Genomic DNA, 18,884 nt, shown 5'->3' with positions numbered 1-18,884 from the left:
CAAAAACACGAAAACAAAAAGAAAACAACCACCTCCAGGATTAGGAAAACCAAAAACAGAATAATTGCAGAATTCAGAAGTAGGGGTAAAGCGCAGTGCTAAACCCCTTTTTTAATTAATTAAGTTATTTATTTTTAACTTGACTTTTTGCTTGTTCTAAAGCTATTTCTTTAATAGCCTGATAGGAATTTACATTTGCAGTTCCTTCAATTGCTTTAACTGCTAAATCCTGAACTTGTTTGAGTGCAGATTCCAGTTGTCTAGAAAGGTTCTCCAGTCGCGTTTGCTGATTAGTAATTGTCAGTTCTAAAGATTGCAATCTTTGTTCATAAAAACGCTTTTGTCCTTCCACTTCTTTCCCATACAAATCTGCTTTTACTTTAGCCTGATAACTAGCAATACCTTTCCCTTCTTCCGTAGCTTTTTTAATCGCAGCTTCTTTTTCTTTCGGAAATATCTCTACCTTAGTTTTTAATTCCTCAAATTGTTTTTCTCGTTCAGCAATTGCTTTTTCCCGTTCAGCCCACTGTTTATCTGTTTCTTGTTGCAGTTCTTCTAATTGTTGAGATAAAATTTTCTGTTGTTGTTCATATTCATCATTCCAAAGTTTACGCTGGAGTTCTAAATTATATTTATACTCGGCTGCGTCCCTTTGTCTAGTTCTGTTAAGATTTTCATTGCGTTCTTTAATTGTTCGTTGATGTTCTTCCTGTTCTTTTGTCCAAGTATTTTTAAGTTCTAATATTTCTTGAGATAAGATTTCATAGCGTTGGCTATACTCTTCATGATAAGCCTTTTCATTATCATCATAAGACGCAATTAGAGTATCTAAAATATTTTCAGATACCTCTAAGTTATGCAGTTGGGCTAATTGTTGAATTTCATTTTCCACAGATTCCCCAATTTCTGCCAACTTGGAAGCTTTTGTACTTAGCTGTTCTGACAATTCATTAGCAGCACTACCAAAACCTAGCTGAATTTTGGACAAGCTTTCAATAGTATTATTCATCTTTTGTTGAATGCTAGTAGTTTGAGTCATAGCTATTTTAGGTTCGGTTTTAGGTTTTTCTTGAGGAACAGATTGAGTTACTTTTGGAGATTGTTCCAGTTGTGATTTCAGCGCTGCTTGTTCTTTCGCTAATTCTTCATAAGCTTGAAGAATTTCGGCTTTAGTATTTTTATCGTTCGGTTTTTTAGCTACCATTAGAAACTTCCTCAAAATTCAAAATTCACTAGATCAAAAAGAATTAAATCTCTTTCATAGACTTAATCTCATGTTCGCTTAATTACTTATTAAGAAAACTCACCGCGTCAGCCCTATCTATAAGTCTTTAACAAAACACAATATAATTTGTGTTTCTGCCACTTTTAGTCACTCTTTATTTACCATTAGAAGTATCAAAAGCCCTCATTGCCAAATCCTGAGCTTGTTTTAGTGCAGTTTGTAATTGAGCAGCAATACCTTCAATTTGCTCAGTTTGTTTAGTAATTGTTTCTTCCAGAGATTGAATTTTAAATTCATAACTCTGTTTAGTTGATTCCCATTCTTTTTCAAATAAATCAGCTTCAACTTTTGCTTTTTGGCTGGTGTCTTTAATAGCCTCTTCCCTAGCTTTCTTAATTGCTTCTTCCAGTTCAGTCGGAAATGTAGCTACTTTTTGTTGATATTCAGTCAATAGAGGTTGACGTTCGGTAAGAATTTTTTCTCGTTCCGACCAGTCTTTGTCTTTCTGTTGTGTACTTTCTTGGATTTGCAATTCTAATTTGCGTTTTCTCGCTTCATATGCATCTGTGTTGAGTTTGCGAGTTGTTTCTAATTTATATTGAAATTCCTCTTCTTCCTGCTGGCGTTCTTTCTCTAATAATTCATTGTAAGTTTGTAGATTTTCTGCAAATTCTGCTTGCTCTTTTTGCCATTCTTTCCGCCTCAAAGCAACTTCTTTTTCTAATGCTTCTCGTTTATTCGCCGTATCTTGTTCTAAAACTTTTAATTTTTCTTGATGTTCTTGTGTGAAAATATCTAGAGTATCGGCTACAATTCTAATTTGCTGTAACTCTTGTAGGCGTTGCGTTTCAATTTCTATCGCCTGATTTAGTTCATCTAATTTAGCATTTTCTTGAGCTAATTTTTCAGCCAGTGCATTGACTATGCTGCCAAACTCTAACTGTAAATCTGCTAAACCTTTAACAATACTATCAACTGTGTAAGTAGAAGCTGCTGTCAGAATTTCTTGGTTTTTTACCTTTTCTGCTTCTTCTTGTTTGGTGGCTATTTTAGATTCTAATTTTTTTCTTTCAACACGAATCTGTTGAAATGCTTGTACAAGTTGTTGTTTACCGTCTTTAATTGCACCTGTGGTCATATTTCAACTCCCTGGAATAGGTAATGATAATGATTAACTGAGTAGTAATATCATGTTCGGTAATTGCTTATCAAAAAAACTCTCCGCGCGGTTCCCTAATAGACATCTCCAGAAATGAAATATGCATACCCTAGAACCCTTGTAGAGACGTTCCATGGAACGTCTCTACATTCTTTTTCACCAGATGTCTAATGATAAGTACTCAACCGGACACGATATCAGACATACCTTATGCAGACATAAGGTTAGCTTTTAAATGATCGCTTGTATTACAGTATAAATACTGAAGCGAGCAAATATATACACACCTTGCAGTCAAGATTTGTTTAGTTCAAGTTTGTTTTGTAGAGTTGCTATAGTATTTTTGTACTAAACAATTGTACTTAAGCAATTTGCTCTTGTCAAGAAGTAATCCCAACCATCTAAAATAATATACAACGTCGCCAAAAATACTTGGAGGCAGCTAGTCAATGTGATTTATAATATAATCGGTTTGTTATATACAATACAATTTACCAAAATACATCCACTAAAAATAGGCGTGGATAATCAGCAGTCAAAGAATTATCGATACAAGCATAATCTCAACATATTGTGTTATCAATGTATACCAGCGAATTAACTAAGTATTCTGCTAAAGCGGATATCGGACAAACAAGCCGCATTCTAGTAGTAGAAGATGAAGAACTTATCCGGGAAATGCTCGTTGTGGCCTTGGAAGAAGAAGGTTATGGGGTCATCGCTGCTGCTGATGGACGAGCAGCTATAGAATACCTCAAAAGCTGCGAATCTAATTCTGGAGAATTGCCTTTTGATTTGGTACTTTTAGATTTAATGCTGCCGCAAATTAATGGGCTGGATATCTGCCGCTTGTTACGTCATCAAGGTAACTCAGTACCGATTTTGATGCTCAGTGCTAAAGGTAGCGAAACTGACCGTGTACTGGGTTTAGAAGTAGGAGCAGATGACTATCTGACTAAACCATTTAGTATGCGGGAATTAGTAGCTCGGTGTCGCGCCCTTATCCGTCGCCAGCGTTTAAGTATTCTGCCGCAAGTCCCAATCCTAAAGCATAAAGATGTTAGTCTCAATCCTCAAGAGTGCCGTGTAGTGGTGCGCGGAAAAGAGGTGAATCTGTCACCTAAAGAATTCCGCTTACTGGAATTGTTTATGAGTTATACCCGAAGGGTATGGTCACGAGAGCAATTGCTAGATCAGGTTTGGGGTCCTGATTTTGTTGGGGATAGCAAAACTGTAGATGTTCATATCCGGTGGTTACGAGAAAAGTTGGAGCAAGACCCCAGCCATCCAGAATATATTGTGACTGTGAGAGGTTTTGGCTATAGATTTGGCTAATTGCTGGCGATAGTTGTTAGTTTTGAATAATTACACTGCAACTAACAACTCAAATGCTCTTATTGGGATTTTTTCTGGGTTTAGCGGTCGGGCTTGGGTTTTGGCTTTGGCAACAAGTTCAACTAAACGGCTATTTGGAGCGAGTACTCCAACCGTTAACCGCCCATTCTCATAAAATAGACTTGCCATTGCTTGGTCGCTTAAGACAAGAAATGTCAACGGTGAAACGACAGCAGCAGGATTTGCAACTGTCTTTGCAAACCTACAAGGAATTGCTAGATTTTGCACCTTTGGGATATTTGCAAGTAGATGAGGAAAATCAGCTGCTGTGGTGCAATCAGCAAGCGCGAGAAATGTTGCATCTGCAAAGGTGGCAAGCAGGACAGGTACGCTTGTTGCTAGAGTTGGTGAGGTCTTATGAACTTGATCAGTTAATTGAGCAAACTCGTGATTGGCAAAAACCCCAAGTGCGAGAGTGGGTTTTTCATCCTTCTCGTGAAAATGCCACAGCCATGTCCGAGTTAAAATCTTTAGCTTTACAAGCATCCAGCTTGCCTTTACCCAAAGGACAAGTGGGAGTATTCTTAGAAAATCACCAACCTTTGCTAGATATAAATCAGCAGCGCGATCGCTCTTTTTCAGATTTAGCTCATGAACTCAGAACTCCTCTCACTTCCATTCGTCTGGTGGCAGAAACCCTTCAATCTCGCTTAGAGCCGCCCTTAGACCGTTGGGTTAACCGCTTGATGCAGGAAGTTGACCGGCTGATTAATCTGGTGCAGAACTGGCTGGAACTGACGCAAATGGAAAACACTTCAACCATGCAATTGCATCTAGAAACAGTGGAAGTGCGATCGCTCATTGCATCAGTATGGGAAACCCTCGAACCACTTGCAAACCTTAACTCTCTGAGCATGACTTATTCTGATTCCGAAAGCATCTGCATTAAGGTAGATAAATCGCGGATGTACCAGGTATTTATCAATCTATTGGATAACAGCATCAAATACAGCCCCCCTTCCACTACTATTCATATTGAAGCTAAATTTATAACAACAAAAGAAATTTTTCCAGGCGATCGCAATTCTCCAGTCTTGGAAATTAATATCATTGACTCTGGTGTTGGTTTTTCCCCTGAAGATTTACACCACGTCTTTGAGCGCTTTTACCGGGGGGACAAAGCTAGATATCGCTCCCCAGTGTCGGAAAGTAGTTCAACAACCGCTATTACTGGTAGTGGTTTAGGTTTAGCGATTGTCCGGCAAATCATCCTAGCTCATGGCGGTGACATTAAGGCGATGAATCATCCAGAAACAGGTGGAGCCTGGATGCAAATCCAACTCCCTCATGTCATGGCAAACTCATCCAAGCAAGACTATAGTTAAAAAAATATCTTCTATTTTGAGATTACAAGTGTGAAAGCTGTTGTTAATAATCCCAATCCTGAAAAAGCACAGCCAGATCGCGCCATCAGGCGATTAGAGCGTGATGTGTTGCGTATGGGAGCTTTGGTGGAACAATCATTCCGTCTCAGTCACCAAGCATTATTTGCCCGCGACTTAACAGCGGCCGAGGAACTGCCCCGATTAGATAAAAAAATTGATCGCTTTTATAGACAAATAGAATCTGACTGTACATCGATTATGATATCGCAAGCACCGACGGCGCAAGAGTTGCGTTGTTTAAGTGCTTTCATGCAGTTAGTGCGAGACTTAGAACGCATCGGGGATTACGCCAAGGATTTAGCCAAAATAGCCATCAAAAATTTCCCTTATCCGCCTCATGCTTCTTTACCAGAGATTGCCCTCATGTCTTATCATGCCCAGGCAATGTTAGCAACTAGCTTAGTAGCTTTGGCGGATTTAGATGAAGTTAGTGGGCTACGGATTAAGTACTTAGATGATACGGTAGATAATGCTTACGACCAACTGTATCAAATTTTAGCATACCAGCGAGATGTCCCAGGAGTGATTGAGCCAATTCTACTCTTAACATTAGCAATTCGTTGTCTAGAACGTATGGCGGATCACGCTACTAATATTGGTCAAAGAGTAGCCTATATCGTCACCGGTCAACGCCATTAAAGGTTATCAGTGAACAGTTATTCGGTGATCAATTATCAGTCTGTTCACTGTATTTAATTTTTTACTGCTGCTTACTTTTTACAATTTATAACGTATTAATAAAAACATATAATCCAAACTAATAAGTTAACTAACATACATTTCACTAAAAGCTTACCTATTCTTAAACTTTGACGATTAAAGTATCGAAAGATAGCTTAAATCAGTTGACGATGTTGCCTAATAATTGATTATTAGGATACGTAAGTATTCAGGATAAAGAATACTCTAAGTCAGGACAATAAAGGCTTTTCGAGTCAAATTTAATGATTTTGATAAAATCTTGCTTTTCTCTATTCTTCATTTCATAAGCATTCTGACTCCTGAACGGCAGTTGCTTTATGCCGGGGAACCCGTCCACCGCACTGCCTCCTCCTGACTCCTGACTCCTGAATTCTTACTAGGATACTTCATTTCAATTTCCTATTCATCTCACATTAAAATGACGTATTCTACAAATCACACCCTAAAATCCAGTACAAACAAGCAATTAGCCCAACATTTATTCACTCGTCGAACAGTGATTCCATTCCGAAAGGATGTACTGTGGCGTATTGAGCGAGGAATAGTTCGTACCTTAACCTGGAGTGAAGATGGAACATCCATCACATTGGGATATTGGGGTTTAGGTGATATTGTTGGCTATCCTTTATCCACAGTTAATCCCTATCAAATAGAATGCTTGACGAGTGTGGAAGCAAGCATTCTTCCTCCTCATCTTTGGCATGAAGATATCAATGCTTTGTTATGTCACATCCAACAGGCTGAAGAGCTTTTAACCATATTGCATCGGAAGCCTACTTCGATAAAATTATGGCAATTTTTGGTGTGGTTAAGTGAAAAATTTGGTCGGGATTTAGAACAGGGTAAATTAATTGATTTGAATGTTACTCATCAGGATATATCAGAAGTTCTCAATACAACGCGAGTCACAATAACACGCTTATTGCAGAAATTTGAAGAAGAAGGAAAGATATTACGTCATAAACGTAGTATTGTGCTGAATTTACCTACCAAATTAACCAAGCCTTGAGTATCATTGAGTATTAAAGGTTGGTAGAGGGGGTTGTGCTAACCGTGAAAGATATTGTATAGTAATTACAGAAAACTTATGTGTAAATTCTCTGAATTAAAAAGGGATTTTATCATAACTTGGAGTTTGTTTAGGTGTGAGAGAGATTAAAAACATGACAAAACTATTTTGGAATGTTCTGAAGGTTAGTCCAGTTATTGCAGCCACTTTCCTGTCTGCTAACAGCGCTTTGGCTGCTGAAGTTAACGAACAAGCAACAAGCGTTGCTCAGTTATCCAAAGAAGCTAACAACATCGGTCAGGTAACATCTGTTTCGCAATTTTCCGACGTGCAACCCACAGACTGGGCGTTTCAAGCTTTACAGTCTTTAGTTGAACGCTACGGTTGTATTGCAGGTTATCCAAACGGTACATACCGTGGTAATCGTGCTTTGACTCGGTATGAATTTGCAGCTGGTTTGAATGCCTGCTTAGACCGAGTTAATGAACTGATTGCTACAGCTACCGCTGACATGGTAAACAAGGAAGACTTGGCTACCTTACAGCGTTTGCAAGAAGAATTTTCTGCTGAATTAGCAACTCTGCGTGGTCGTGTAGACGCATTAGAAGCTCGTACCAGTGAGTTGGAAGCTAATCAATTCTCCACCACCACCAAGTTGTCTGGGGAAGCAATTTTCAGCGTGTCCCAAGCCTTTGGTGATCAGGTAGCTGATACCGACGAGGACCCCAACAATAACCCTGATTTAAACAGCAACACGACTTTCTCAAACCGTGTGCGCTTGACGTTGAACAGCAGCTTCACGGGAACAGACCAATTGCAAACCCGGTTGAATGCGGGTAATATCGTCAGCAATAGTGGTTCTGCTGCTGCTGGTGGTACAGGAACTAACATGACTCGTTTGGGTTATGACGGCGGTAGTGATAACAGTGTTAGTATTGACAAACTCAACTACGCTTTCAACTTCGGTAAAAGAATCCGCGTCAAGATTGACGCTGTTGGTGGTGAGTTGAATGAGAACGTCAACGTCTTCAACCCTGACTTTAGAAGCAGTGGTTCAGGCGCACTCTCTCGCTACGGACGATTCAGCCCCATCTATCGCCAAGCTAGAGATGGTGCTGGTATCACGGTCAACATCAATCCTAGCGATAAATTTACCTTGAGTGCCGCTTATTTTGCCTCAGGCAGAACTAGTGGTGGTGTTACTAATGCTTCTAACCCCTCAGATGGTAGTGGATTGTTTGATGGTGATAACACTATTTTCGCGCAGTTAGCATTCAAACCCAGTAAAGCCTTAAACGTTGGTTTAGCCTATGCTCGCACTTATCAAAATACCGCTAATGCTGATGGTATAAACTTATTTGGCAGCACTGGAAGCAGCTTTGCTAATAATCCTTTTAGTGGTTCTAAAACTGAAGCTGACAACTACGGTTTACAACTTAGCTTCAATCCCAGTGCTAAGATCACATTCGGTGGTTGGGCAGGTTATACCACAGCTAATGCTCTCACTGGTACTGACAGAGATGCAGATATATTTTACTGGGGTACTACCCTTGGTATAAAAGACTTTGGTAGAGAAGGTAACACTTTGGGTTTGATCTTCGGTCAACCACCTAAAGTTACTGGCACGACCAATATTGCTTCTAATCCAGACGGCAACGGTACTTCTTATCATATAGAAGGTCTGTACAAGATGAAGTTTTCTGACAACATTCTTGTTACACCTGGTGTGTTGGTGATCTTGAATCCCAATCACAACGATAATAACGAACCAATTTACGTTGGTACTCTGCGTACAACCTTCAGTTTCTAAGACTGGCTGAGTGTTGGCGAATAGAATTCGCATCTACACAAACTAAGATCAAGTTAGGTTTTTTGTGTAGATGCAATTTTACTTTACCCTTACAGACAGATGTAGAGATGTTGAATAAAACGTCTCTACATTGTTGTTTTTAACCTCATTTTTGTTCAGATAAATTGGTTGAAGGGCGATCGCTACTCCAAGCCCACCAAGCACAACCACAATGACAATGGTAGAATTCTTGCCACTTGCGACGATGATCTGCTGTTGTTACAGGCGATCGCCTATTTAGCCAAACTTCTACAGCTTCTCGACTACTTGAGTGACATTTGGGACAGCAAAACTCATAGGCGTGAAATGCCTGATTTGTCCATTCTGGCGGAGTGGGAGCAAAAGCATCCATGTTAATTATATGTAAATAATAAAAGTCTAATCTTAGTAGTAATTTAATATACATATATTATTATGCCTAATAATTAACATCATGGAGCCAAATATTGAAATTCGCCGTTTGTTAGATGTAATGCCTGCTTCTGGGCGGATGATGACGAAAATAGTCAATAAACCAGAGCAAAAAAAGGTCATAAATGCTGATTTTCCCTTACCCTGGAATCAGGAAAGACCGATATATATTAATTTTGATTTGTGGAGACGCTTGACGAAACCGCAACGAGATTTACTGCTGTTGCATCAGGTTAGTTGGTTAACAGGAGTAAAGTGGCTGCAACCAGATATTTATCAAGGTGTGGTGTTAGCGGGGTTGTTAGGTGGAATAGTGGAAGCCACCCAATCTGATTTAGTGGGTGTGGTGATAGCTGGAGGATTAAGTACTTTAGCTGCTGTTCGCATTTGGCGCAGTAACCAATCACAAGAGTCACAGTTAAACGCTGATGTAGCAGCCATTCGTGTCGCCCAACGCCGGGGTTACTCAGAAACGGAAGCAGCACAGCATTTGTTAACAGCCATTGAGACAGTAGCCAAAATTGAAGGACGTACTGGGTTAGATTTTAGCGAATTAATTCGTTGTCAAAACTTGAGAGCGATCGCACTTTTGTCTCCAGTCACATATCTTGCACCAAGCCCTAACGAATAGAATTCGTGGCTACACAAACTAAGTCCGCCTGCGCGGACTCACGGAAAATCAGTGGTTTCAAACCCGCGTAGGCGGGTTTTGTCTGTCTAGCCGCGACTTCCAGTCGCCAGGTGCAAGATGTGAGCAGTGGTTATATCTGAAAGGGAGATAGGTAATTGGTGATTAGTAGAAATTTTTGAGAATGCTGAATTTTGAATTGGAGCGAAACAACATTGACATTAGCACTGGGCATGATAGAAGTATACGGCGTTCCCGCAGCAGTGGAAGCAGCTGATGCAATGTGTAAAGCAGCCCGTATCACTTTTGTTGGTTATGAAAACACTGATTTAGGAAGAATTACAATATTAATTCGTGGTGATGTGGGTGAAGTGAATATGGCAGTAAATCAGGGACTAGAATCAGTTTTAAAAGTTAATGGTGGGGAGATACTTTCCCATCATATTATTCCTCGTCCCCATGAAAATTTAGAATCTGTTTTACCAATTCATCAAAGTGCTGATATTCGTTTTCCTCCACCATTGAGTAATTAAAGCTTTTAAACTTTTAAATTAGTTAAGTAGAGCAAAGTAAATAATTAAAAGTTTGTAGTTAGGGCTACCCTGCGGGAACGCTTCGCCAACAGCCCTAATTTGAGGTCTAAAGACCTCACTACCAACGGAAATATTTATTACCTTACTTCACATGGTTTGATTTCTTTTCGCTTACTTACCTAGCCCATTTTATGAATTACGAATTATCTCGAATGAATGCGGTACAATCGCCGATTATTCCCGTTGTTGGCGAATTAATTAAAAACTCTCCTGGTACAATTTCTCTCGGACAAGGTGTAGTTCACTATAGCCCTCCACCAGAAGCAATGGAAATTTTACCAAAATTTCTGGCTGAAGCCAATAATCATGTTTATCAAGCAGTTGTAGGAATTCCCCAATTATTAAGTGCATTAACTACAAAATTATCCACATTTAACGGCATTGATATTAACAACGAAAGTTGTATTGTTGTCACAGCCGGCAGCAATATGGGATTTATGAATGCTATTTTAGCAATTACTTGCCCTGGTGACGAAATTATATTAAATATCCCCTACTATTTTAATCATGAAATGGCGATTAGAATGGCAGGTTGTTGTCCTATATTAGTGGGAACAGATGAAAATTATCAATTACGTCCTGAAGCTATAGCCCAAGCAATTACAACCAAAACCCGCGCTATAGTGACTATTTCTCCTAATAATCCTACAGGTGTAGTTTATTCAGAAACAGCATTACATCAAGTTAATGAAATTTGTAGGAAAAAGGGTATTTACCATATTAGTGATGAGGCTTATGAATATTTCACTTATGATGGAGTGAAGCACATTTCTCCTGGTGCATTTTCGGGAAGTAGTGAATATACAATTTCCCTTTATAGCCTTTCTAAAGCTTATGGTTTTGCAAGTTGGCGTATTGGCTATATGGTGATTCCCCAACACCTGCTAAATGCTGTCAAAAAAGTGCAAGATACGATTTTGATTTGTCCTCCTGTGGTTTCCCAATATGCTGCGGTAGGGGCGTTACAGGCAAAAGACGACTACTTAAGAGATAATATTAGAGCGATCGCACAAGTTCGGCAAGTAGTTGTGAATGAACTCAAGCAACTGCAAGGATTTTGCACTATTACACCAGCAAATGGCGCATTCTATTTTTTCTTAAAAGTGCATACCCAAATCGATGCTTTTGAATTAGTGAAGCAACTGATTCAAGAACATCAAGTAGCCGTTATTCCTGGGACAACATTTGGGATGGAAGATGGTTGTTATTTACGAGTTGCTTATGGTGCATTGCAACAAGACACCGCAAAATCAGGGATAGAAAGATTAGTCAAGGGTTTAAAACAAATCTTATCATCATCCTTTTCAAGGTGATTTGAAAAATCCTTTTTTTTACTCTGTGCCTTTGTGGTTGAGAGGTAATTTATCGAACCGCAGAGGCGCAGAGAACGCAGAGGAAAGAGGATAACCCCTTACCTATGGCTAATTTTTAAGATACAGCAGATTGCAGATCAATGAGGTACAGAATCAAAATTGAAACCTAGACACATTCGCCAGTTTTACTCCTGATTCCTGTACGGGCGTATTGCAATACGCCCCTACTGACAATACGCCCCTACTGACTCCTGAATTCTGCTGTAAGGAAGTGGATGTTAGATATCTAAATCCATCATATTCAACTTAGAACCATAAGTTTCAATGAATTCTCGTCGGGGTGCGACGCGATCGCCCATTAAGATGGTAAAGATACGATCAGCTTCGGCTGCATCTTCAATTTCTACTCGTTTGAGGGTACGGGTTTCTGGGTTCATTGTAGTTGTCCAGAGTTGTTCTGGCATCATTTCCCCCAACCCTTTAAAACGCTGAATGGTATAGTTAGCATTGCTGGGAAGAGTAGCGAGGTGCTGTTGTAATTCCCGTTCGCTATAACAATACTGGTAATTTTTGCCCCGTTCTACTTTATACAGTGGAGGACAAGCAATATAGATGAAACCTTGTTCAATCAGCGCCCGTTGATATCGATAGAAGAAAGTTAACAACAGTGTGCGGATGTGCGCCCCATCTACGTCAGCATCAGTCATTAATACTATATGATGATATCGTAATTGGGCGGGGTTGAATTCTTCACCTTTTACACCTAAACCGAGTGCTGTAATTAACGCTTGAATTTCGTTATTTTTATAGATTTTTGCATCGTCGGTTTTTTCGATATTAAGGATTTTACCACGCAGAGGGAGAATTGCTTGAGTTCTGCGATCGCGTCCTTGTTTAGCACTATTGTGGACGAATACGCCACAGGCTAAAGCGAAGTTATGAGTATTGGGAACTTCGATATCGTAAACGTCTACCTGTTCTGCTAAACGTTCAATACTAACAATGCGGTGGTTGTAATTAGCAACAGCTTCATAAGCTAAAGTTTGATTACCATCAAAGTAGCGTTGACAGAAATTATCAAACCGTAATAAAGACTTGTCTTTTGTCTGCTGACGGTAGGCGTTATAAGCCTCTAAATCAAACTTCCCTTGCTCAATTTCAATTTGCTTGAGGACAGCAATAGTTTTGCGATAGTAGGTTTGCTGCAAAGCGGCATGACGTTGGGCGCGAAATTCAGGTGTCCATTGTTGTTGTGTTTTTTCTCGTCGCCATGCTAACAAAGCTTCATCTTGCCATTGTTCCTTAGCCAAAAGTGATTGAGTTTCACGGGCTTCGGAATTATTCGCAAAATAGGTGCTGACTCTTTGGGATTGGGCTAATCGGTTGGCTTCATCCTGCCAATAGTCTTGCTGTGCTTGATTGAGGCGTTCATGGTTTTGCTGACGATAAGTTTCGTTATTTTCATAAAACTCTTGCCACTTACTAAGCATATAGCTTTTATAAGTTTCCGAAGCCCATTGTTCCTTAGCTTGTTGTGACAAAATCTGCCGCGTTTCTGGCTGCTGCATTCTTTGGCTCATCTTGTCCCGAAATTCGTGACTTTGACGAGTTTTGCGGCTCTTTTCAATTACATCTTGACGATGTAATGTTTTTTCAACATGAGCGCGATGTAAAGCTAAGTGTTCTTGAGCCGATAAACGCTGTAAGTTCGTTGGATTGTTATTACGCTTATTGAAGTCAAGATGATGACAATGTTCTCCGTCTGCTAGTTTGTAAACACCTAAATAACGGTTATACCAATCCGCTAACATATGGGTGAATAACCAAGAATCAGAACGTGGATTCCAAACCATCTCATAACCATCAATGGTAATCCCTGGGCTGCTCATATCGGATATTTGGCGATATAGAGGCATGAGGGAATCATTAGGGGTTAAAAATGCAGCTTGCTTGTAGCTACCATCGCGTAACATGAAACGATGATCAGGTGTGCAAATAATGGTTTCCCCGTTATCTAATGTCACCTTGATGACTTGTGCATTGGCTTTAGTCATGCGGGGGTTAATAATCCGTTCTACCCCAATAGTGCCATCATTACGAATGGTGTAGCAAAAATGCTCTTTTCCTATTGCTTGTTCGGCGACAATTTCTTTGAAACTGAGCGATCGCCCATCAGCTAATGCTATGAGTGTATCACCGTGAAAACAGCCGCCCGCTGAATCGCCTTCAACTATGTATATTTCCGATTCAGCAGGATCACGGGAACTGCAATCTGCTAATTTACCAGGTAAAGGCGAAGATTCTAAAACTGATTTCCGTCGTACTAATTCCCGCGCATGACGGGCAGCTTCAGCAGCTTTAAACGCTTGAATAGCTTTATCTAAAATCGAATCAGCTATAGCTGGGTGAAATTCTAGATATTCAGTCAGGACTTCTCCCACAAAAGAATCGACGATACCGCGAACTTCTGTATTACCAAGTTTAGTTTTGGTTTGTCCTTCAAATTCAGGATCTGGGACTTTCACAGAAATGACTGCGGTTAAACCCTCGCGGACGTGTTCACCGCTGAGGTTAGTTTCACCTTCTTTAATTTTATTCCGTTTGCGAGCGATCGCATTCAATGTCCGAGTGAGAACTGCTTTTAAACCTTCTAAGTGCGTACCACCATCAATGGTGCGAATATTATTAGCAAAACCGAGAACATTATCGGTATAAGCATCAGTACACCACTGTAACGAAACTTCTACCTGAACATTATTACGTTCCCCTTGGACATAGATAATTTCTTCATGTAGGGGCTGCTTATCCCGGTTCATGTAAGCGATATACTCTTTGATACCGCCTTTATATTCGTAAGTTTCTATCCTCGGTGTTTCACTTTTGAGGAGTTCAAGACGATGATCAGTGAAAATAATTCTGACACCTGCATTCAGATACGCCAATTCTCGCAAGCGACCTGATAAAGTGATGTAATCGAATTCAATGCTGGTGGTAAAAATTTCCGTATCTGGCTTAAAAGTGATAGAAGTTCCAGTTCTAGCTTCTTTATAAGGCTTTGCTACCAATTCAGTGACAGGGAAACTGCGTTCATATCGCTGAGTATGTACCTTTTTGTCTCGCCAAACTGTAACTTCCACAAACTCAGACAGGGCATTAACTACCGAAATCCCGACACCGTGTAAACCCCCAGAGACTTTGTAGCCACCACCGCCAAACTTACCCCCGGCGTGAAGTACGGTTAACACTGTTTCTAAAGCCGATTTCCCCGTTTTTGGGTGAAGATCGACAGGGATACCCCGACCATCATCTGTTACGGTTACGGAACCATCAGCATTGATATCCACCTCAACATGGGTGCAATGACCTGCTAAAGCTTCATCAACAGAGTTGTCCACCACCTCGTAAACTAAATGATGGAGTCCTCGCGGACCTGTAGTACCGATGTACATCCCTGGTCGTTTGCGGACGGCTTCCAGACCTTCCAGAACTTGAATCTGATCGGCACTGTAACTGCTCGTCATGAAAATTCTCCTGATGCTTGGGGTTGAACTTGCCAAAAGGCTGAAAAAGTCAAATCACCCCAAAATTATAACACAAAAGCCTTGCTGCCGTCTGTAGGGCAATTTAATGAGAAGTTTATATAAGGATAGCAACCCTTTATCAATTAAAAATTAAAAAATCTTTATTCCCTATTCCCTATTCCCTATTCCCTATTCCCTATTCCCTATTATTTGACTTATGACTAAATTAATTGTGATTTGTGGAGCGACAGCAACGGGGAAGTCTGGTTTAGCGTTAAGTTTAGCTAGGCGGTTGGATTCTGTAATTTTGAGTGCTGACTCTCGTCAAGTATACCGTGAGTTTGACATTGGCACAGCTAAACCAACGGTAGAAGAACAGAAATTAGTGCCACATTATCTAATAGATATCTGTGAGCCAACCCAAACAATGACAGTAGCAGATTACCAGGAACAAGCACAAGCTGTAATTGCTAATCTTGGTGTTTCTCCAGTTTTGTTGGTTGGTGGAACTGGTTTATATATACGTTCTATTGTACAGGGGATGAAGATTCCCAGAGTTGCACCACAACCAGAATTGCGATCGCAATTAGAATCTCTTGGTCAACATCAACTTTACCCGATGTTGCAACAAGTTGATGCGATCGCAGCCCAAAAAATTCACGCTAACGACTTGGTGCGGACTTTAAGAGCATTAGAAGTATATTATGTTACTGGAATTCCTATTTCTGCACAACAAGGAGAAAATCCACCCAAATATCCGATTTTGCAAATTTGTTTAGATTGTGATGCAGAAAAATTAGATTTAAGAATTCGTAGACGCACTGAACAAATGTTCGCAGATGGTTTAGTAGCTGAAGTAGAATATTTATCTCAAAAATATGGTGCTGATTTATCTTTATTGAATACTTTAGGATATCAAGAAATCAAGCAATATTTAGCTGGTGAAATTTCCTTAGATGAAGCTAAAGAATTAATTGTTTTACATACAAGACAATTCGCAAAACGACAACGCACTTGGTTTAGACAAGCTGCTAATATTGAATATATGGATATGGATAATCCTGATTTGTTAGAGAGTGTTTGGGAAAGAATAAATGAGTTTGTCTGAATCAGGATTTACAGAATATTCTTTCTGTCTGAATCAGGATATCCAGGATTAAAGGATTTACAGGATGTTATTATTCGTAATATTCAGGATTTATAAAATTCAATAATTTTCGGAATTTCATTATTCTAAATATTATATTTTGTAAATCTTTATATTTTTGAACATTCATCAATCACAATCCAGAAAAAATCAAAATCTTTAATATTTTCAAACCCTGAAAAAATCACTCAAGAAAAATCCTGACAATCCTTCAATCCTGGATATCCTGATTCAGACAAATAATACCTTGATATTCTCGAATAATCCATCAATAAAAATGCTGAAAATCCTAAAATCCTGATTCAGACAAAAAAATCCATCAATAAAAATCCTAAAAAACCGAAGTTCAAATAAACAAACTAGGAGAAACTTTAAAATATTCTCCCAAAGCTTTAGCTTGAGCTTTACTAATGGAACGTTTACCATTGACAACTTCAGAAACCACACCGCTGCTAGAACCAAGAATACGTACTAAGTCAGCTTGACGAATTCCGCTAGATTCCATGATGTGTTGTAAAATTTCATGAGGTGTAGACTTATCCATAGGATAATTTTCTTCCTCATAATCTTCAATTAGTTTGACAAGCAATTTGTCCAAAGCTCGCTCCTCTGGAGTCAGATTTTTTTTAAAAGTTAGAAATTCAGCAACTTTTAAAAGACGTTCATACTCAGCTTCAGTTTCAATTACTTGAGGAGCGACTTCTGCTAGTAATTGACTATAACTTTTATTATCAAAAGTAATCGTCATTTTTCCATTTCTCTTTATTGTATTCCGCGTGAGTTAGCAAGTATTTGTAATAAACCTTTTTAGTTTCATAATTAATCCCTACAATTAAACGGTAATCATTACCTTTGATATTGAAAACTGTGAAATTACCAACCGCTTCAGCATCTCGGTAATTTTGACGCACATCTTCTAAATTTTGCCATTCAGCTTTTTTAACAGTTGCATACCAACTATCAATTTGTTTTTTGATATTGGGATATTTAGATGCATCTTCGCGGAGGTGGCGAATAGAAATTAAGTGCATATATCTCGATTTTTTTGTTGATGTATTGGGAATTATTCATTTCAATTGCTCCAGTGTTTTAAAACCCAGTAAGTATAGCAATTGTGCAAAACTAATCTACAAGTGAAAGTCAAAGCTTTACAAACACAATCAACTTTTGGTAGCTACATATCTAGCTAAATATATATCTAGCAAAAGTAGATTTTGTTTGTATAACGCTTACTTTTACATTGCAAGAAAGGTTACACATTTGAAATACTCATCTGGTTTATAAGAAATATTACAATTATGTAAAAATTTCGCACCAATAAAAGTCTAGGATACACAACACATAACTAACTTTTCCGATCTACATATTTAGCTTGATATCTAGTCTTCAAAAGTAGACTTTGCTTGTATATTCCTTACTTCTACTTAGCCGATAAATTTACATTTTTGGAATACCTCTTAATCTATACTCTCAAAATGAGAGCAAAATGTCAAGAGGTAATTATTGAATTTATAGGACTAACGCAAAATCTCTCTCAAACTTCTTCCCTTCGCGCTCTTTGCTACGCAACGCTACCGCGAACGCTTCTTCGCGGTTCATTTCTCTTGAATTCCCAAACCCTTGACACCCAACGAATATCAAGGTATAATTCGTATCGAATAGAAGGGGAGTAGCTGCTGGCGCGACATAAACAGCCAGTACATTTGAATCAACATACTGGCGATGAGCCTGGTTCAGATGGCGAATAATAAAGTATTTGAAAGCGAGACCTTCACTGAGTTCACACCAAACAATTGTGTGAGCTTCAGTGAGGTCTTTATAATCTCATTAGAAGCTCCACACAGGTAAAAAATCCTACAGGAGCTAGAGAGAGTGTTAACAGCATTTACCGCAGGTTTAGTTCTAATTACCATTTCCGAATTAGGTGATAAAACCTTTTTTATCGCTGTAATTTTGTCAATGCAGCACTCACGACGAGTTGTGTTCGTTGGTGTGACAGCAGCTTTAGCCGCAATGACGATTTTATCAGTGATATTTGGACAATTGCTGTCTGCTTTAACACAAGGCTCAAAAATTTATGTTCATTATGCGGAAATAGCTTTGTTTATTGCCTTTGGGTTGAAACTGCTCTACGATGCTAAAAAAATGCCTGCTAAAGCTGAAGAAGAAGTCATAGAAGAGGCAAAAGAAGCAGTAGAAAAGGCACATTTAGACAGTCAGCAAAAAAGCATTTGGTCAATGTTACTGAAGTCTTTCGTATTGACATTTATAGCAGAGTGGGGCGATCGCACACAAATAGCCACCATTGGACTAGCCGCAAGTAACAACCCCATAGGTATAACCATAGGAGCAATATTGGGACACGCCATTTGTGCAGCGATCGCAGTCATCGGTGGTAGATTAATAGCAGGTAAGATATCTGAACGACAAATCACCTTCATAGGCGGCTGTTTATTTATTCTCTTCGGTATCGTCGCCGCCATAGAAGGAAATTAGGTGATAGGAGTCAGGAGTCAGGAGTCAGGAGTCAGGAGTTAGAAGAAAGAT

At 39.3% G+C, this 18,884-nt stretch carries 17 protein-coding genes; 10 read left to right on the top strand and 7 right to left on the bottom strand.

Annotation, left to right across the window (positions count from 1 at the left end; genetic code table 11):
- Positions 1–124: 124 nt before the first annotated feature.
- Together A9Y75_RS07740 and A9Y75_RS07735 are read right to left on the bottom strand one after the other, a co-directional pair.
- Positions 125–1,204, bottom strand: a complete 1,080-nt coding sequence (locus A9Y75_RS07740) for a hypothetical protein (protein ID WP_071188996.1) — start codon at positions 1,202–1,204, stop codon at positions 125–127.
- 175 nt (positions 1,205–1,379) lie between these two features.
- Complete coding sequence (locus tag A9Y75_RS07735; RefSeq protein ID WP_071188995.1) at positions 1,380–2,363, bottom strand: hypothetical protein; 984 nt, start codon at positions 2,361–2,363, stop codon at positions 1,380–1,382.
- Positions 2,364–2,966: 603 nt separating this feature from the next.
- On the opposite strand from A9Y75_RS07735, the gene A9Y75_RS07730 reads away from it, so the two are divergent.
- Genes A9Y75_RS07730 through phoU form a run of 3 tightly spaced genes read left to right on the top strand, consistent with a single transcriptional unit; the run spans position 2,967 to position 5,803 of the window.
- A complete protein-coding gene (locus A9Y75_RS07730) occupies positions 2,967–3,719 on the top strand; it encodes a response regulator transcription factor (RefSeq protein WP_071188994.1) in 753 nt (250 codons plus the stop codon).
- Between the two features lie 53 nt (positions 3,720–3,772).
- Entirely contained in the window at positions 3,773–5,104 is a 1,332-nt protein-coding gene (locus tag A9Y75_RS07725) for a PAS domain-containing sensor histidine kinase (RefSeq protein WP_071188993.1), read from the top strand.
- 30 nt (positions 5,105–5,134) lie between these two features.
- Complete coding sequence (gene phoU / locus A9Y75_RS07720; protein ID WP_071188992.1) at positions 5,135–5,803, top strand: phosphate signaling complex protein PhoU; 669 nt, start codon at positions 5,135–5,137, stop codon at positions 5,801–5,803.
- Between the two features lie 250 nt (positions 5,804–6,053).
- Here the strand turns inward: phoU and A9Y75_RS29455 are convergent, their stop codons facing one another.
- Positions 6,054–6,203 (bottom strand): hypothetical protein, encoded by a 150-nt coding sequence (locus A9Y75_RS29455; RefSeq protein ID WP_177176132.1) that lies wholly within the window; start codon positions 6,201–6,203, stop codon positions 6,054–6,056.
- A gap of 81 nt (positions 6,204–6,284) precedes the next feature.
- Between A9Y75_RS29455 and A9Y75_RS07715 the strand changes: the two genes are divergently transcribed.
- Positions 6,285–6,875 (top strand): Crp/Fnr family transcriptional regulator, encoded by a 591-nt coding sequence (locus tag A9Y75_RS07715; RefSeq protein WP_071188991.1) that lies wholly within the window; start codon positions 6,285–6,287, stop codon positions 6,873–6,875.
- Positions 6,876–7,029: 154 nt separating this feature from the next.
- Entirely contained in the window at positions 7,030–8,685 is a 1,656-nt protein-coding gene (locus A9Y75_RS07710) for an iron uptake porin (RefSeq protein ID WP_071188990.1), read from the top strand.
- A 145-nt stretch (positions 8,686–8,830) separates the two neighbouring features.
- Here A9Y75_RS07710 and A9Y75_RS07705 read toward each other — a convergent pair whose 3' ends face one another.
- Positions 8,831–9,076 (bottom strand): hypothetical protein, encoded by a 246-nt coding sequence (locus A9Y75_RS07705; RefSeq protein WP_071188989.1) that lies wholly within the window; start codon positions 9,074–9,076, stop codon positions 8,831–8,833.
- Between the two features lie 81 nt (positions 9,077–9,157).
- Here A9Y75_RS07705 and A9Y75_RS07700 point away from each other — a divergent pair, with 81 nt between their 5' ends.
- The 3 genes from A9Y75_RS07700 (at position 9,158) to A9Y75_RS07690 (ending at position 11,669) form a co-directional block, all read left to right on the top strand.
- Positions 9,158–9,766 carry a DUF3318 domain-containing protein gene (locus A9Y75_RS07700; RefSeq protein WP_071188988.1) on the top strand — a complete coding sequence of 203 codons (609 nt, stop codon included), beginning with the start codon at positions 9,158–9,160 and terminating at the stop codon, positions 9,764–9,766.
- Positions 9,767–9,978: 212 nt separating this feature from the next.
- Positions 9,979–10,296, top strand: a complete 318-nt coding sequence (locus A9Y75_RS07695; RefSeq protein ID WP_071189644.1) for a carbon dioxide-concentrating mechanism protein CcmK — start codon at positions 9,979–9,981, stop codon at positions 10,294–10,296.
- Positions 10,297–10,487: 191 nt separating this feature from the next.
- Complete coding sequence (locus A9Y75_RS07690; RefSeq protein WP_071188987.1) at positions 10,488–11,669, top strand: pyridoxal phosphate-dependent aminotransferase; 1,182 nt, start codon at positions 10,488–10,490, stop codon at positions 11,667–11,669.
- A gap of 278 nt (positions 11,670–11,947) precedes the next feature.
- Here the strand turns inward: A9Y75_RS07690 and gyrB are convergent, their stop codons facing one another.
- Positions 11,948–15,190, bottom strand: a complete 3,243-nt coding sequence (gyrB, locus tag A9Y75_RS07685; protein ID WP_071188986.1) for a DNA topoisomerase (ATP-hydrolyzing) subunit B — start codon at positions 15,188–15,190, stop codon at positions 11,948–11,950.
- A gap of 217 nt (positions 15,191–15,407) precedes the next feature.
- Here gyrB and miaA point away from each other — a divergent pair, with 217 nt between their 5' ends.
- The gene (gene miaA, locus A9Y75_RS07680; RefSeq protein WP_071188985.1) at positions 15,408–16,298 is read left to right on the top strand and encodes a tRNA (adenosine(37)-N6)-dimethylallyltransferase MiaA; all 891 of its coding nucleotides are present in this window, start codon (positions 15,408–15,410) and stop codon (positions 16,296–16,298) included.
- A 385-nt stretch (positions 16,299–16,683) separates the two neighbouring features.
- On the opposite strand, the gene A9Y75_RS07675 is transcribed toward miaA, so the two are convergent.
- Together A9Y75_RS07675 and A9Y75_RS07670 are read right to left on the bottom strand one after the other, a co-directional pair.
- Positions 16,684–17,085, bottom strand: coding sequence for a helix-turn-helix domain-containing protein (locus A9Y75_RS07675; RefSeq protein WP_071188984.1), 402 nt, complete (start codon positions 17,083–17,085; stop codon positions 16,684–16,686).
- Positions 17,069–17,368, bottom strand: a complete 300-nt coding sequence (locus A9Y75_RS07670; RefSeq protein ID WP_071188983.1) for a type II toxin-antitoxin system HigB family toxin — start codon at positions 17,366–17,368, stop codon at positions 17,069–17,071. The genes A9Y75_RS07675 and A9Y75_RS07670 overlap by 17 nt, the downstream gene beginning before the upstream one ends.
- 841 nt (positions 17,369–18,209) lie before the next feature.
- Between A9Y75_RS07670 and A9Y75_RS07665 the strand changes: the two genes are divergently transcribed.
- On the top strand, positions 18,210–18,833 hold the full coding sequence (locus A9Y75_RS07665) for a TMEM165/GDT1 family protein (RefSeq protein WP_071188982.1): 624 nt from the start codon (positions 18,210–18,212) through the stop codon (positions 18,831–18,833).
- The last annotated feature ends 51 nt before the right edge of the window (positions 18,834–18,884 follow it).

It is taken from the genome of Trichormus sp. NMC-1, assembly GCF_001858025.1.
Taxonomy (GTDB): domain Bacteria; phylum Cyanobacteriota; class Cyanobacteriia; order Cyanobacteriales; family Nostocaceae; genus Anabaena.
The sequence above is the reverse complement of the archived record's forward strand: the minus strand, read 5'-3'. Positions and strand labels throughout refer to the sequence as shown.